The 16,536-nt window shown below is 61.2% G+C and carries 12 protein-coding genes; 1 reads left to right on the top strand and 11 read right to left on the bottom strand.

Translation table 11 applies throughout. The annotated features are described in order from the left end of the window. Nucleotides 1-158: 158 nt before the first annotated feature. From glgP to asd, 6 genes are all read right to left on the bottom strand, one after another. Nucleotides 159-2,606, bottom strand: a complete 2,448-nt coding sequence (gene glgP / locus M6G53_RS24100) for a glycogen phosphorylase (protein ID WP_253335020.1) — start codon at nt 2,604-2,606, stop codon at nt 159-161. 141 nt (nt 2,607-2,747) lie between these two features. Next, on the bottom strand, nt 2,748-4,178 hold the full coding sequence (glgA, locus tag M6G53_RS24095; RefSeq protein WP_253335019.1) for a glycogen synthase GlgA: 1,431 nt from the start codon (nt 4,176-4,178) through the stop codon (nt 2,748-2,750). Between the two features lie 135 nt (nt 4,179-4,313). Then, complete coding sequence (gene glgC, locus M6G53_RS24090) at nt 4,314-5,591, bottom strand: glucose-1-phosphate adenylyltransferase (RefSeq protein ID WP_253335018.1); 1,278 nt, start codon at nt 5,589-5,591, stop codon at nt 4,314-4,316. Nucleotides 5,592-5,606: 15 nt separating this feature from the next. Further along, nucleotides 5,607-7,589 (bottom strand): glycogen debranching protein GlgX, encoded by a 1,983-nt coding sequence (glgX, locus tag M6G53_RS24085; protein WP_253335014.1) that lies wholly within the window; start codon nt 7,587-7,589, stop codon nt 5,607-5,609. Next, entirely contained in the window at nt 7,586-9,772 is a 2,187-nt protein-coding gene (gene glgB, locus M6G53_RS24080; protein ID WP_253335012.1) for a 1,4-alpha-glucan branching protein GlgB, read from the bottom strand. The genes glgX and glgB overlap by 4 nt, the downstream gene beginning before the upstream one ends. 443 nt (nt 9,773-10,215) lie before the next feature. Continuing rightward, nucleotides 10,216-11,319: an aspartate-semialdehyde dehydrogenase gene (gene asd, locus M6G53_RS24075; RefSeq protein ID WP_163966867.1), complete on the bottom strand. Its 1,104-nt coding sequence runs from the start codon at nt 11,317-11,319 to the stop codon at nt 10,216-10,218. A gap of 192 nt (nt 11,320-11,511) precedes the next feature. Between asd and M6G53_RS24070 the strand changes: the two genes are divergently transcribed. After that, a complete protein-coding gene (locus tag M6G53_RS24070; protein ID WP_025159894.1) occupies nt 11,512-12,105 on the top strand; it encodes a YhgN family NAAT transporter in 594 nt (197 codons plus the stop codon). Nucleotides 12,106-12,135: 30 nt separating this feature from the next. Here M6G53_RS24070 and gntK read toward each other — a convergent pair whose 3' ends face one another. The 5 genes from gntK to M6G53_RS24045 form a co-directional block, all read right to left on the bottom strand. Then, nucleotides 12,136-12,681 (bottom strand): gluconokinase, encoded by a 546-nt coding sequence (gntK, locus tag M6G53_RS24065; protein WP_253335007.1) that lies wholly within the window; start codon nt 12,679-12,681, stop codon nt 12,136-12,138. Between the two features lie 101 nt (nt 12,682-12,782). Further along, nucleotides 12,783-14,099 (bottom strand): gluconate transporter, encoded by a 1,317-nt coding sequence (gntT, locus tag M6G53_RS24060; protein ID WP_016930400.1) that lies wholly within the window; start codon nt 14,097-14,099, stop codon nt 12,783-12,785. A gap of 340 nt (nt 14,100-14,439) precedes the next feature. Next, complete coding sequence (gene gntR, locus M6G53_RS24055) at nt 14,440-15,435, bottom strand: gluconate operon transcriptional repressor GntR (protein WP_063991719.1); 996 nt, start codon at nt 15,433-15,435, stop codon at nt 14,440-14,442. A 130-nt stretch (nt 15,436-15,565) separates the two neighbouring features. Beyond that, nucleotides 15,566-16,261 carry a pirin family protein gene (locus M6G53_RS24050; protein ID WP_253335006.1) on the bottom strand — a complete coding sequence of 232 codons (696 nt, stop codon included), beginning with the start codon at nt 16,259-16,261 and terminating at the stop codon, nt 15,566-15,568. 78 nt (nt 16,262-16,339) lie between these two features. Continuing rightward, a partial coding sequence (locus tag M6G53_RS24045; RefSeq protein ID WP_253335005.1) for a hypothetical protein occupies nt 16,340-16,536 on the bottom strand: 197 nt, incomplete at its 5' end.

Here is a 16,536-nt window from a genome sequence, read left to right as displayed (position 1 = left end):
GACAGTAAACGCACGGGTCGAGTGGGATGGGAGAGATTATGGGAAGGATGGTTCAAACTGCAAACCATCCTTGAGGGTTATCTGCTGGCCAAGTCTCTCGAGCAAGAGATCTGATCAAGAGACAGGGTTATCCGGCCCTTTCTTATTTCTCTTCCGTCTTACAGCTTCACCGGCTGAATGTGCCAGATTTCGTCCGCGTACTCCTGAATGGTGCGATCGGAGGAGAAGTAGCCCATATTAGCGATATTCAGCACCGTTCGCCGCGTCCACTCGTCCTGATTGAGATACACCTCGTCCACCTTGTCCTGCGTGTCCACATAGCTGCGGTAATCCGCCAGCAGCTGATAGTGATCCCCCAGATTCACCAGCGAATCGAACAGATTGCTGTAGCGCTTCGGTTCATCCGGGCTGAAGACGCCGGTGGCGATCTGCGTCAGCGCCTGATGCAGCTCGGGATCCTGCTCGTAATACTGGTGCGGGTTGTAACCGTTGCGGCGCAGTTCTTCCACCTGTTCGGCGGTGTTGCCGAAGATAAAGATGTTCTCTTCCCCCACGTGCTCGCGCATCTCGACGTTGGCACCGTCCAGCGTACCGATGGTCAGCGCGCCGTTCAGCGCGAACTTCATGTTGCTGGTGCCCGAGGCTTCGGTGCCCGCCAGCGAGATCTGTTCGGAAAGATCCGCCGCCGGGATGATGATCTGCGCCAGGCTGACGCCGTAGTTCGGAATGAACACCACCTTCAGTTGGGTATGCACCCGCGGATCGTTGTTGATCACCGCCGCCACATCGTTGATCAAGCGGATGATCTGCTTGGCGGCATAGTAGGCCGACGCCGCCTTGCCGGCGAAGATCACCACCCGCGGCACCCGCTCAATCTCCGGATCGTCCAGCAAACGGTTATACAGCGTGATCACGTGCAGCACGTTGAGCAGTTGCCGTTTGTACTCGTGGATGCGCTTGATCTGCACGTCGAACAACGCATCCGGGTTGACCACCACGTTAAGCGTTTTGGCGATGTACAGCGCCAGCCGCTCCTTGTTCTGCCGCTTGGCGCGCTGCACCGCCTGCAGGAAACTCGGGTAATCGACGTTGGCTTTGATCTCGCTCAGTTGGCTGAGATCGGTGCGCCAGGTTTGGCCGATGCAGTCGTCCAGTACCGCCGCCAGCGGCGGGTTGGCCAGCGCCAACCAGCGGCGCGGCGTCACCCCGTTGGTCTTGTTGCAGAAACGGTTGGGGAACAGCCGGGCGAAGTCGGCGAACAGCGACTGCACCATCAGCTCGGAATGCAGGGCGGAAACGCCGTTGACCTTGTGGCTGGCTACCACCGCCAGCCACGCCATGCGCACCCGGCGGCCGTTGGTTTCGTCGATGATCGAGACCCGCGCCAACAGGTCGTTGTCACCCGGCACCACTTCCTGCACCATCTTGAGGAAGTGATCGTTGATTTCGAAAATCAGCTGCAAATGGCGCGGCAAGATGCGGCCAATCATATCCAGCGGCCAGGTCTCCAGCGCCTCGCTCATCAGCGTGTGGTTGGTATAGGAGAACACCTGCTCCACCACTTCCCAGGCGTCGAGCCACTTGAATTTGTGCTCGTCGATCAGCCGGTGCATCAGCTCGGGAATCGACAGCACCGGGTGGGTATCGTTGAGGTGAATGGCGATCTTGTCCGCCAGGTTGTCGAAGGTTTTGTGCATCAGCCAATGACGGTTGAGAATATCCTGCACCGTAGCCGACACCAGGAAATACTCCTGCCGCAGCCGCAGCTCGCGCCCGGAGGAGGTCGAGTCGTCCGGGTACAGCACGCGCGACACGTTTTCCGAGTGGTTTTTATCCTCCACCGCGGCGAAATAATCGCCCTGGTTGAACTTGCCGAGGTTGATCTCGTTACTGGCCTGCGCGCTCCACAACCGCAGGGTGTTGGTGGCGTCGGTGTCGAAACCGGGGATCACCTGATCGTAGGCGATGGCCACGATCTCTTCGGTCTCCAGCCAGCGCACCTTGGCGCCCTCCTGCTGCACGCGGCCACCGAAGCGCACCTTGTAGCGGGTGTTGTGGCGTGGAAACTCCCACGGATTGCCGTACTCCAGCCAGTAATCCGGCGACTCCATCTGCTGGCCGTTGACGATGTTCTGCTTGAACATGCCGTACTCGTAGCGAATGCCGTAGCCCCGCCCCGGCAGCGCCAGCGTCGCCAGCGAATCGAGGAAGCAGGCCGCCAGGCGCCCCAGACCGCCGTTGCCGAGGCCGGGATCATTCTCTTCTTCCAGCAGTTCCGCCAGGCTCAGCCCCATTTCGTTCAGCGCGTTGTCGATATCCTGATAGATGCCCATCGACAACAGCGCGTTCGACAGGGTGCGGCCGATCAGGAACTCCATCGACAGGTAATACACCTGCCGCACGTCCTGCGACAGCTGAGCGCGGTTGGAGCGCAGCCAGCGTTCAACCATGCGATCGCGCACCGCGAACAGCACGGCGTTCAGCCAGTCGTGCCGGTTGGCGATGGCCGGATCTTTGCCGACGATAAACATCAGCTTATAGGCGATGGAGTGTTTCAGCGCTTCCACACTGACCGTAGGTGAGGTGTAACTAAACGGTGAAGTCATGGCTTTTTGATCCCTTGTTGGGAGCCCCACCATTCGCCGCGGAATGGTTGGCCCCGCTGAACATGGACGCGGCACGCCGCGCCCCGACAATCAACCCAAACGGCTGCCCGCCGCGCGTCAACCCGAGACGCGAAACGCGGGCTACAAACGTTGATAAAGCGAGAGATACTCTTTCGCCGCCACCGGCCAGCCGAAGTCCACGCTCATGGCGTGGCGCTGAACGTGGCGCCAGTGTTTCGGCCGGCTCCACAGTACCATGGCGCGGCGGATGGCGTTGCCCAGCGCGACGGCATCGCAATCGTCGAACACGAAGCCGCTGGCGGTGCCGTCGGCCAGGTTTTCCAGCGCGCAGTCCACCACCGTGTCCGCCAGCCCGCCGGTGCGGCGCACCAGCGGCAGCGTGCCGTATTTCAAGCCGTAGAGCTGCGTCAGGCCGCAGGGTTCGAAGCGGCTCGGCACCAAAATCACGTCGGCGCCGCCGATGATGCGGTGGGAGAAGGATTCGTGATAGCCGATCTGCACCCCGACCTGCTCGGGATAATCGGCGGCGGCGGCCAGAAATGCCTGTTGCAGCACCGCGTCGCCGGCGCCCAGCAGCGCCAATTGGCCGCCCTGCGCCAGCAGTTCAGGCAGCGCCTGCAGCACCAGATCCAGGCCTTTTTGGCTGGTCAATCGGCTTACCACCGCGAACACCGGCAGCGATTCGTCCACCTTCAGCCCCATGGTCTTTTGCAGATGCAGCTTGTTTTTTACCTTGCTTTTCAGATCGTCGGCGTCGTAGCGGGCGGTCAGCCGCGGATCGTGGGCCGGGTGCCAAATCTTGTCGTCCACCCCGTTGAGGATGCCGCTCAGCCTGCCCTGCCGCTGCCGTTCCTGCAGCAGCCCCTCCATGCCATAGCCGAACTCTGGCCGGGTGATCTCGCGCGCATAGGTCGGGCTGACGGCGGTCACGTGATCGGCATAAAACAGCCCGGCCTTGAGGAACGACATCTGGCCATAGAATTCCAGACCGTAAACGTCGTAAAACGATGCCGGCAGCCACAGCTCGGTCACGTGATGGGCGGAGAACATCCCCTGATAGGCCAGGTTGTGCACGGTGAACACCGAACGCGCCGGGTGGCCGTTGGCGGCCAGATAGGCGCAGGTCAGGCCGGCGTGCCAGTCGTGGGCGTGCACCAGCTGCGGTCGCCAGTAGCGATCCAACCCCTTGGCCAACTCGCAGGCCATCCAGCCCAGCAGCGCAAAGCGGCGGTGGTTGTCGGGGTAGGCGTACATCGATTGATCGTGGTACGGGCTGCCCGGCCGGTCATACAGCCAGGGCGCGTCGATGAGATAGATGCCCACGCCATGGTAGGTGCCGTAGCGCAGCGCCACCCGGCCGGCAAACGAGTCGATTTCCGCCACCAGCACGGTATCCGGAATGCCGTTGCGTACGTCAGGGAAAGCGGGCAATAACACCCGAACATCGGCGCCCTCGGCGATCTGCGCCGCCGGCAGTGCGCCAACCACGTCTGCGAGTCCGCCCGTTTTCAGCAGGGGGAACATTTCAGAACATACGTGTAAGACCTGCATTATCACTCCTGAAAGTCGGCCGAAGGCCTTTGGATAAGAAATAAAGCAGGCTTGCCGCTGTTATGCGTGCCGCGTTGCGCAAGCCATCGATCCGTTCATCGGGCGGCAGGCTATCGTTCTGCCGCCCACGTTAACTCACAATTTTGACAACATTTCGCGCGTCACCAGCACGATGCCGCCTTCCGAGCGATAAAAGCGCTTGCTGTCCTCATCGGCGTTTTCCCCGATCACCATGCCCTCCGGAATATGGCAGGCGCGGTCGATAATGCAGCGCCGCAGGCGGCAGGAACGGCCGACGTTCACGTCCGGCAACAATACGGTAGAGTCGATGGTGCAGAACGAGTTCACCCGCACGCGCGGGAACAGCACCGAATGCACCACCACCGAGCCGGAGACAATACAGCCGCCGGACACCAGCGAGTTCATGGTCATGCCGTGGCTGCCGGAGCGATCCTGCACGAACTTGGCCGGCGGCAGCGGCTCCATGTGGGTGCGGATCGGCCAGGCGCGGTCGTACATGTCCAGCTCCGGCGTCACCGATGCCAGATCGAGGTTGGCGCGCCAGTAGGCGTCCAGCGTGCCCACGTCGCGCCAGTAAGGCGGCAGATCGGGGTTGGAGGTCACGCAGGACAAGGTAAACGGATGTGCCCACGCCGCCTGCTGTGCGGTGATTTTCGGGATCAGATCCTTGCCGAAGTCGTGGCTGGAGCCGGGGGTCGACATGTCTTCTTCCAGCAGCTGGAACAGGTAGGCGGCATTAAAAATATAGATGCCCATGCTGGCCAGCGACATCTCCGGGTTGCCCGGCATCGCCGGCGGGTTGGCGGGTTTCTCCAAAAACTCGATGATGCGGTCGCTTTCATCCACCTTCATCACGCCGAATTCGCCGGCTTCGCTGCGCGGCACCGGCAGGCAGGCCACGGTGCATTGGGCGCCCTTCTCGACGTGGTCGATCAGCATGCGCGAGTAATCCATCTTGTAGATGTGATCGCCCGCCAGGATCACCACATATTCGGCCTCATAGCGACGGATGATGTCCAGGTTCTGGTACACCGCGTCGGCGGTGCCTTTGTACCAATGTTCGGTGCTGAGGCGCTGCTGGGCCGGCAGCAGATCGACGAACTCGTTCATCTCTTCGTTGAGGAACGACCAGCCGCGCTGAATGTGCTGCACCAGCGTGTGCGACTGGTATTGGGTGATCACGCCGATGCGGCGGATGCCGGAGTTCAGGCAGTTCGACAGGGCGAAATCGATGATGCGGAATTTGCCGCCAAAGTGAACGGCGGGCTTGGCGCGGGTGGAGGTCAAATCTTTCAGGCGCGAGCCGCGGCCGCCGGCCAGGATCAGCGCTACGGATTTAATCGGCAGCTGGCGCGCCAACATCAGGGGGTCTTTATTTTCAAACCTAACCATAGCGGACTCCTTTTATTATTTCCGTACCAGAACGCAAAGCGAGCGCGCGGCCTGGTGCCAGGCGGGTAACACCGCCCGTGAGTCTTCCTGAGTAAACGGAGCGACAACCTGCCAATCGCCTTCGGGCAACCTCATCTCCACCGTTTGCGGCGTGGCGTTAACCAGCAGCAGCCAGCGCTGCGACAGCAGGATCTGCATGAGCAGATCGCCTTGCTCCCACTGCTGCGCGTCGAGCGGTTGCCCTTGCGCATTCAGCCACTGCACGCTGCCGTCGTCCTGCTGCCACCAGCGGTCCTGTTGTAAGGCGGGGATCTGGCGGCGCAGCGCGATCAACGCCGCGACGTAATCGGTCAGCGCGTCATCCGCCGTGGCCCAATCGAGCCAGGTGGTGGCGTTGTCCTGACAATAGGCGTTGTTGTTCCCCTGCTGGCTGTGTCCCTGTTCATCGCCGGCCAGCAGCATCGGCGTTCCCTGGGACAGCAACAGTGTGGCGAGCATCGCTCGCTGGCTGGCCCTGCGGCGTTGCACAATGGCGTCGTCGGCGCTCGGGCCTTCGACGCCGTGGTTGTTGCTGAAATTGCGATCGCTGCCGTCACGGTTGCCTTCGCCGTTCGGCTGATTGTGTTTCTCGTTGAAGCTGACCACATCCTGCAGGGTAAAACCGTCATGGGCGGTCAACATGTTGACGGTGGCGTAAGGCTCCCGCCCGCGCTGGTTGTACAGATCGCTGGAGGCGGCAAAACGCCGGGCAAACTGGCCGAGCGACACACCGCTCTGCAGCCAGAAACGGCGCATGTCGTCGCGGTAGTGGTCGTTCCATTCGGCAAAGCGCCCGGGGAACGCCCCCACCTGATAGCCGCCGGGGCCGATGTCCCAGGGTTCGGCGATCAGCTTGCAGCGCGACAGCACATCGTCCGCCAGCATCGCCTGGAACAGCGGCGCATCGCGATCGAACCCCGGCGTGCGGCCAAGCACGCTGCCCAGATCGAAGCGGAAGCCGTCGACGTGGCACTCCCGCACCCAAAAATGCAGGCAATCCATGACCCAGGCCACGCCCTGCGGCTGATCCAAGCGCAGGGTGTTGCCGCAGCCGGTGTCGTTGACGTAGTCCCCTTCGGGCGTCAGCCAGTAATAGCTCAGATTGTCGATGCCGCTCAGCGACAGCATCGGCCCGTCCCTATCCAGCTCGGCACTGTGGTTGAACACCACGTCGAGGATCACCTCGATGCCGGCTTGGTGCAGCGCCTTGACCGCATCGCGCAATTCGTTCAGCGGCGTGCCGTCGGTGCGCAGGCTGGCGTAGCGGTTGTCCGGCGCATAGGGCGCCAGCACGTTATAGCCCCAGTAGTTGATCAGCCCCAGCCGCTGCAGACGCGGTTCGGAGGTATGTTGTTGCACCGGCAGCAGTTCCAGCGCGGTGATGCCGAGGCGTTTGAAGTGGGCGATCATCACCGGATGCCCCAGCGCGGCGAAGCTGCCGCGCAGCGCCGGCGGGATCTTCGGGTGCAGCAGCGTCAGGCCGCGCACGTGCGCTTCGTAAATCACCGTCTGCCCCCAGGGCGTGGCGGGCGGGCGATCGTCCTGCCAGTCGTAGCGTTCGTCCACCACCACGCATTTCGGCATCAGCTCGGCGCTGTCGTGCGGATCCGGCTGGTCGTAACCGCCGTGCAGGTGCGGGTGATCCGCTACCGGCCCTTCCACCGCGCGCGCGGCCGGATCGAGCGCCAGCTTGTTGGGGTTGAAACGCTGCCCGTTCGCCGGGTCGAACGGGCCGTAGACCCGGAAGCCGTAACGCTGCCCCGGCTTGCCGCCCGGCAAATAGCCATGCCAGATATCACCGCTGCGCGCCGGCAGCGGCAGGCGCACTTCGCGCTGCTGGCCGTCGAACAGGCACAGCTCCACCCGCTCGGCGTGCGCCGAGTACAGGGTAAAGTTGATGCCTTCGCCGTCGTAATGCGCGCCCAGCGGCGCGGCGAGGCCGGCCGTCAGCTCCGTCATGGCACCTCCCGCAGCAGGTAAATGGTCGCCAGCGGCGGCAGCGTCACGCAGATGGAAAAGTCGCGGCCGTGGCTGCCGATCGCTTCGGAAGCGACCCGCCCCTGATTGCCGGCGTTGCTGCCGTGATAGTGGTGCGAATCGGTATTGAGGATCTCGCGATAGTCGCCGGCGCGCGACAGGCCGATACGGTAGCGGTAGCGGGGCACCGGGGTAAAGTTGCTGATGGCGATCAGCTCATTGCCCTGAGAATCGTAGCGCGCGAAGGCGAACACCGAGTTGTCGTGATCGTCGACCACCAACCATTCGAAGCCGTCCGGGCGGTAGTCGCGCTCGTACAGCGGCGCCTGCTGCCGGTAGCAGTGGTTCAGATCGCGCACCAGCCGCTGCACGCCGTTGTGCCAGTTATCCAGCCCCTCCAGCAAATGCCAGTCGAGGCTGGTATCGAAATTCCACTCGCGCCCCTGCGCGAACTCGCAGCCCATAAACAACAGCTTTTTGCCCGGATGCGCCCACATAAACCCGTAATAGGCGCGCAGGTTGGCGAACTTTTGCCAGGCGTCGCCCGGCATGCGGTCCAGGATCGATTTTTTGCCGTGCACCACTTCATCGTGCGAGATAGGCAACACGAAGTTTTCGGTATAGGCGTACAGCATGCCGAAGGTCATCTGGTTGTGGTGATACTTGCGGTGCACCGGATCGCACTTCATGTAATTGAGCGTGTCGTGCATCCAGCCGAGGTTCCATTTGTAGTGGAACCCCAGGCCGTTGGCATCCGGCGGCAAAGTGACGCCGGGGTAGTCGGTAGACTCCTCCGCCAGCGTCACCGCGCCCGGCTGCGCCTGGCCGAGAGTCTGGTTGGTATAACGCAGGAAAGCGATCGCCTCCAGGTTCTCGTTGCCGCCGTAGTAATTCGGCACCCACTCGCCGTCGGCGCGGCTGTAGTCGCGATAGATCATCGACGCCACCGCATCGACCCGCAGCGCATCGATGCCGAAGCGCTCCAGCCAATACAGCGCGTTGCCCGCCAGGTAGTTACGCACCTCATGGCGGCCGTAGTTGTAGATCAGCGTATTCCAGTCCTGATGGAAACCCTCGCGCGGATCGGCGTATTCATACAACGCAGTGCCGTCGAAGTTCGCCAGGCCGTAGGCATCGCTCGGGAAGTGCCCCGGCACCCAGTCGAGGATCACGTTGATGCCCGCCTTATGCGCCGCCGCCACGAACGCCCTGAAATCGGCCGGCGTGCCGAAGCGCCGGGTCGGCGCATACAGCCCCAGCGGCTGGTAGCCCCAGCTGCCGTCGAACGGGTGCTCATTGATCGGCAGCAGCTCGATATGGGTGAATCCCATGTCCTTCACATAGTCGATAAGCTGCACCGCCAGCTCGCCGTAGCTAAGCCAGAAGTGGTTGTCGGTGTGGCGCCGCCATGAGCCGAGATGCACCTCGTAGATGGCGATCGGCTGGTCAAAATCGTTGGCGCGGCGGCGCGCCTGCGTCGTCGGCACCACCTCCGGCAGCGGCGCCACCAGCGAGGCGGTGTCCGGGCGCATCTGCGCCTCGAAAGCGTAAGGATCAGCTTTCAGCTGGGTATTGCCGTAGCAATCGACGATTTCATATTTGTACAGCTGGCCGGCCCGCACGCCGGGCAAGAACAGCTCCCAGATGCCGTTTTCACGCCGCAGACGCATCGGATGGCGGCGACCGTCCCAGAAGTTGAATTCCCCCACCACCGAGACGCGCTGGGCGTTGGGCGCCCAAACGGCAAAGCTGACGCCGTCGACGTCATCCAGCGTGGCGAGATGAGCCCCCAGGCGTTCATAGGGGCGCAGGTGTGTGCCCTCGGCCAGCAGCCAACTGTCGATATCCTGCAGCAGCGGGCCGAACCGGTAGGGATCGTCGACAGTCTGTTGATGATCGTGCCAGCTGACCTGCAGCTGATAGCGGAAAGGATTTTTGCGCCGCGGCACCACGGCGCTGAAGAAGCCGCGCGGATCGTCGCAGTTCAACTGCGCCAACCGCCGACCGGTTTGCTGATCCACCAGCCAAACGTCGGTGGCGTCCGGCAGCAGCGCACGCACCTGCAGACCGTTATCGGTCGCATGCATGCCAAGCAGAGCAAAGGGATCGGCGTAATGGCCGGAGATGATCTGATCAATCACGTCACGATCGAGAAGTACAGGCATAGTCTTCTTCCTTAGATTAACAGCATGATCTAAGCACGGCTTATTGGTTAATCCTTGGCCGTTTTGGTCATCATGCAATGCATTCGAACTCTAAAGCGTGATTGCGGTCGGTTATTGACCAATCTTTACTCTGCCGACCTGAATTTCGCTCTTTATGCTTGTTTTTTGAAATATTTCAGTCATGGTGAAAAATTGTTCGCCAATGCGTTAAGCATAGCCAATGTCTGTTAAAAACTGCTCGGCATTGCTCAGGAAAATTCTTCATTAAGAAAACTGCCAGCCCGGCGGCGTCTGCATGCGGCGGCCGACGAGGAGATATGAGGGCTAGAGCCCAGTGAAACGAGGCTTGCGGTGACGTTGCCCGACGCGCTGCGCGACGAACAAGAAAGCGGAAAATGAGGCTTTAGGGGGCTGAAATCAGCCAGCCCCCAGGAAGTGCGGGTTTACAGCAGGATACGCAGCATGCGGCGCAGCGGCTCGGCCGCGCCCCACAGCAGCTGGTCGCCCACGGTGAACGCCGACAGGTACTCCGGCCCCATATTCAGCTTGCGCAGACGACCAACCGGCGTATTCAGCGTACCGGTCACCGCCGCCGGCGTCAGTTCGCGCATGGTCAGCTCGCGGTCGTTCGGGATCACGCGCACCCAGTCGTTGTGCGTCGCCAGCATCTGCTCGATTTCCGGCAGCGACACGTCTTTTTTCAGCTTCAGGGTGAACGCCTGGCTGTGGCAGCGCAGCGCGCCGACGCGCACGCACAGACCATCGACCGGGATCACGCTGCCGGTGTTCAGAATCTTGTTGGTTTCCGCCTGGCCTTTCCACTCTTCACGGCTCTGGCCGTTGTCGAGCTGCTTGTCGATCCACGGGATCAGGCTGCCGGCCAGCGGCACGCCGAAGTTATCGGTCGGCAGTTTGCCACTGCGGGTGGCCTCGGTCACCTTGCGCTCGATATCCAGAATGGCGGAGGCCGGGTCCTGCAGTTCCTTCGCCACATCGGCGTGCAGCATGCCCATTTGGGTCAACAGTTCGCGCATGTGGCGCGCGCCGCCGCCGGAGGCCGCCTGATAGGTGGCGACCGACGCCCACTCCACCAGATCGTTGGCGAACAGGCCGCCGAGCGACATCAGCATCAGGCTGACGGTGCAGTTGCCGCCGACGAAGGTTTTGATACCTTTGTCCAGGCCCTGCTGAATCACCGCGTGGTTGACCGGATCCAGGATGATGATGGCGTCGTCCTGCATGCGCAGCGAAGAGGCCGCGTCGATCCAGTAACCCTGCCAACCGCTGGCGCGCAGCTTAGGATACACTTCGTTGGTATAATCGCCGCCCTGACAGGTAATAATGATATCGAGCGCGCTCAGCGCGTCGATATCATACGCATCCTGCAGCATGCCCTGCTGGCCGCCGAAGGCCGGCGCGGCAGAACCGTGCTGCGAGGTGGAGAAAAAGACCGGGCGAATGGCGTCGAAATCGCGCTCTTCCGTCATGCGTTGCATGAGAACCGAGCCGACCATTCCGCGCCAACCGATGAAACCAACGTTTTTCATAATATCTGTTTCCCGCCCGGATAAGGGCTATGTAGGTGATAACGAGTTGTGTGCAATATCTCCTCACCTTACAAAATGTCGGCGCGGGCGCAAAGTGAATTTATTCGATGGCTGGGGATTTCTCAGCAATCCTTCTTATAGGCAAGGACGCGGCCGGAAAGGCCGAGGCGTTTTCCCGATCACGAGGTCACCATGACAGAGATGATTTCCGCTACGGTATTGCTGTTTTTAATTATGGATCCGCTGGGCAATCTGCCGATTTTCATGTCGGTGCTCAAGCACCTGGAGCCGCGCAGGCGCCGGGTGGTGCTGATCCGCGAGCTGCTGATCGCCCTGCTGCTGATGCTGATTTTCCTGTTCGCCGGCGAGAAAATTCTGGCGTTCCTCAACCTGCGTACCGAAACCGTCTCCATTTCCGGCGGCATCATCCTGTTTCTGATCGCCATCAAGATGATTTTCCCGTCTCAGGAGGGCAACAGTTCGGGGCTGTCCGCCGGCGAAGAGCCCTTCCTGGTGCCGCTGGCGATCCCGCTGGTGGCCGGGCCGTCGATTCTGGCAGCGCTGATGCTGCTGTCGCACCAGTATCCGCATCAGCTGCCCCATCTGGTGGCGGCGCTGTTGATCGCCTGGGGTCTCTCTGCGGCCATTTTGCTGATGTCGAACCTGTTCCTGCGCCTGCTGGGCAGCAAAGGCGTCAGCGCGCTGGAGCGGTTGATGGGGCTGATTCTGGTGATGCTGTCGACCCAGATGTTCCTGGACGGCGTGCGGGCTTACATGAAGCTGTAGGCGCCTGGCGGCGCCGACAACGGCCCGCGCTTAGCGGGCGGTGATGCGGTTGATGCGGTTGATGCGGTTGATGCAGGCGAGCGTATCGGCGACCACGCCGTCCAGCGGCTGGTTGATGTCGATCGCCTGCACATCCGGCTCCTGCTCGCCCGGCTCTTCCAGCGTGGCGAACTGCGAAACCAGCATCTGCGGTTTGAAGAAGTGGCCCTTGCGCTGTTTCAGGCGCTCCTCAATCACCGTTTTATCCCCTTTCAGGTAGAGGAAATGCAGGTTGCGATTGCCTTCGCGCAGGCGGTCGCGATAGCTTTTTTTCAGCGCCGAGCAGACCAGCAGCGACACCGGATTGGTGCGTTGCATGGCGAAGATGGCGTCGTTGAGCGCAGCCAGCCACGGAGCGCGATCGTTGTCGTCCAGCGCATGTCCGCTGGACATTTTGATGATATTGGCGCGCGGGTGCAGGTAATCGCCGTCCAGCATGGCGGCATCGGCTTCCCGGGCGACGGCGCTGGCCACGGCGGATTTGCCGCTGCCGGACACCCCCATCAGGATAAATACGTGATTCTGCGGATTACTCATTGTGTCATGCCCTTATGGGAACTGGCGCGAGCGCGCCAAATGCGTCCCAACTGATAAAGATACTCTGGAACGCCGACGCCCCGCAGGGCGTCGGATAACGATTATACGACCGTCGCCAACAGCAGGCAGCCCACCAGGCCGCACACCGAGATGATGGTTTCCAGCACCGACCAGGATTTGATGGTTTCCATGATGCTCAGGTTGAAGTACTCCTTGAACAGCCAGAAGCCCGGATCGTTAACGTGCGAGAAGATAACGCTGCCGGAACCGACCGCAATCACCATCAGCTCAGGGCTGACGCCGGTGGTGGCGATCAGCGGGGCGACGATGCCGCCGGCGGTGATTGCCGCCACCGTGGCGGAACCCAGCGCCAGACGCAGCGCGGCGGCGATCGACCAGGCCATCAGAATCGGCGAAACGTTGCTGCCTTCCATCAGGCCGGCGATGTACTGCTCGACGCCGCTGTCCACCAGCACCTGTTTGAAGGCGCCGCCGCCGCCGATGATCAACAGCATCATGGCGATGATTTTAATCGAGTCGGTGATGGTGCCCATCACTTCATCCATGGTGCGGCCGCGGTTCAGGCCGAAGGTGAAGATAGCGATCAGCACGGCGATCAGGGTCGCCATCACCGGGTCGCCGAAGAACTCGGCGAAGCGCAGCAGGCTGTGGCCCTTCGGCAACACCATTTCAGCCACCGCGCGCAGCGCCATCAGGATCACCGGCACCAGCGACGTGGCGACGCTGACGCCAAAGCTCGGCATCTCCGCATCGGTAAAGGTTTTCGGGTTGTACAGGCCTTCCGGCACCGGCTTGTCGATGCCTTTCAGGAAGCGGGCATAAACCGGGCCGGCCAGGATCACCGTCGGGATCGCCAGCAGCGTGCCGTACAGCAGGGTTTTACCCATGTCGGCATGGAAGATGGTGGCGATGGCCGTCGGGCCTGGGTGCGGCGGCAGGAAGCCGTGGGTCACCGACAGCGCCGCGGCCATCGGCACGCCGACGTACAGCAGCGGGATGCGTGCGGAGGCGGCGATGGTGAACACCAGCGGCAACAGCAGCACGAAGCCCACTTCGTAGAACAGCGCGAAGCCGACGGTGAAGCCGGTCAGCACCACCGCCCATTGAATGTGTTTTCTGCCGAACTTGTCGATCAGCGTGGTGGCGATGCGCTGCGCGCCGCCGCAGTCCGCCAGCAGCTTGCCGAGCATGGCGCCGAAGCCCATGATCAGCGCCAGGCTGCCCAGCGTGCCGCCCACGCCGGCCTTGATGGAGCCGATGACCTTATCGACCGGCATACCCTGTGCAATCCCGACCGCCAGGGCAACCAGCACCAGAGAGATAAAGCCGTTCAGCTTGAAGCGGATCATCAGCAGCAGCAGCAGCGCTACGCCGCCTGCAACAATCACTAATGGCATAATTTTTCTCCAACCTTTTATCGCGACTCTCTTTACGATAGGCGTAAAGCGTGCGGTTGTTTTATTTTTAGGCTCTTTCCCGGTGTTTAAGAAGAGCTGTAGGTGTTGTTGAGTCAGAGGTTCAGTCTTGCAGCAAGATGACCGCACACTCGTTGTTACCGGTATCATGATACCGGTAACAGAATAAGCACCGGAACCGGGTAAGCGGCTAAAATTCGCGTTCTGGGACAGAGATCAAACTTATGCCGGCAATGACCGGCGGGCTTACAGGCGGGATAACCCGCGCGCCTCAGGGCGCGCAGAAAAAGGAAAGGCTGTTAAAACAGAACGTTAAAATGGCTCAGATACTGCCGCCGGGGATCACGGTGAAACCGACGTCCACCATGCGCGGGCACACCGTTTCGCCGCGCAGCCGGGCCAGCAAGCGCTCGGCGCCGATCTGCCCCATGCGTTCTCGCGGTGTCAGCACGCTGGCCAGCTTCGGCACCATCACCTGGCCGATATCATGGCCGTGGAAACCAGCGATCGCCATGTCCTGCGGGATCGACAGCCCCTGCCGCTGGCACTCGAAGGCCGCGCCGATCGCCAGGTCATCGTTGGTACAGAAGATACTGTCGATCTGCGGATAGTCGCGCTGCGCCAGGCGCAACAGCTCGCCGCCGGCGGAATAGGAGGAAGATCGCGCGGTCATGATGCTGTACGGCTCCAGACCGGATTCACGCATCGCCTGCTCATACCCCTGCTGCTTGATGATGGTACGCTCATCCTGACGGGCGCCGAAATAGACCACGTGACGGTGGCCGTGCGCGATGATCTGCTGGGTCATCTGGCGCGCCGCCTCGAAGTTGTTGAAGCCCACCGCCAGATCGATGCACGGCGAGACGCAGTCCATCAGCTCCACCACCGGAATGCCCGCCACCTCGATCATTTTCAAGGTGCGCGGCGTATGATGGCGCTCAGACAGGATCAGGCCGTCGATATTATAAGAAAGCAGCGAGGTCAGACGCTCTTCCTCACGCTCCGGCAGATAGCCGTAGTGCGCCAGCATGGTCTGGTAGTTGTGCGCGTCGGTGACGCTTTCGATGCCGCGCAGCACTTCGGCGAACACCTGGTTGGTCAGCGACGGCAACAGCACGCCAATCGCCCGGCTGGTGGCGTTGGAGAGGATGTCCGGCGCGCGGTTGGGGATGTAGCCCAGCTCATCCAGCGCGACGGCGATTTTTTGCTGCAGGGCGGCAGAAACCTGGTCGGGATTGCGCAGATAACGGCTCACCGTCATCTTGGTCACGCCCACCTTATCTGCCACATCCTGGAGTACCGGCCGTTTTTTCTTCATTATCAATGAACTGACTAACCGTGAATGGGCAGTCATTTTAGCAAAAAAAACGGCGGGCCGATATTGTCGGTTATGCGACGGCCAACGCAAAAAGGGCTCACATCGTGAGCCCCTGAAATTTACCGCTTAATCACACCGGCGGCAGATCGAACAGCAGGATTTCGCTTTCTTCGTCGGCCTGGATCGTCAGCGCCGATTCATCCCACACCGCAAACGCGTCGCTAATGCCGGCGGCCTGGCCGTTGACCGAGACCTTGCCGCGCACCACCTGGATCCAAATGCGACGGCCGGCGGCGATCGGATACTCACCCTGTTCGCCTTTATTCAGCGCCCAACGCGACAGCGTCATATCCTGGAACACCTTCAGCGAACCGTCGCGCGCATCCGGCGACAGCACCAGCTGACGGCCCTGCGGCGCGTCGAACATGCGCTGCTCGTAGCGCGGCGCCAGCCCGACCTGATCCGGAATGATCCAAATCTGGTACAGGTGCAGCGGACGATCCTGATTGGCGTTGTACTCGGAGTGACGTACCCCGGTGCCCGCACTCATGATCTGGAATTCGCCGGCCTGGATCTGCTCCTTGTTGCCCATGCTGTCCTGGTGTTCCACCGTGCCGCTCAGCACGTAGGTCAGGATTTCCATATCTTTATGTGGATGGGTACCGAAACCCTGCCCCGCGTCGATCACGTCTTCGTTGATCACCCGCAGCGCCGAGAACCCCATAAAGTTCGGATCGTAGTAGTCGGCAAAAGAGAAGGTGTGCCAGCTATCGAGCCAGCCATGATTGGCGTGGCCGCGGTCTTCCGCTTTACGTACATAAATCATATTCAACTCTCCTCAATGTTTTTTTACAGTCTAGTCCTGCGGGCAGAATAAGAAAGCGTAAAAAACTCATGCCTCTGTTCAAAAATTTCGATGGAATGAAGCGGCGGATGGGCAACGGATTTGTTGAAGGCGGAAGCGGTTGAAAAAGGGCAAAAAAAAAGGTTCATCGCGTCTTAGCGTGAACCAATAGAAAACGGCAGTCAGAACGTTTAGGTTTGTATTCGCCAAAACACACCCTAAACCTTCAAAACTGCCGTCACTATGAATGCTAACCT

Origin of the sequence: Serratia nevei (genome assembly GCF_024160145.1) — a bacterium.
GTDB classification, from domain to species: Bacteria; Pseudomonadota; Gammaproteobacteria; order Enterobacterales; family Enterobacteriaceae; genus Serratia; species Serratia nevei_A.
Note: the sequence above shows the minus strand (reverse complement) of the source record. Positions and strands in the feature narration are given on the sequence as shown.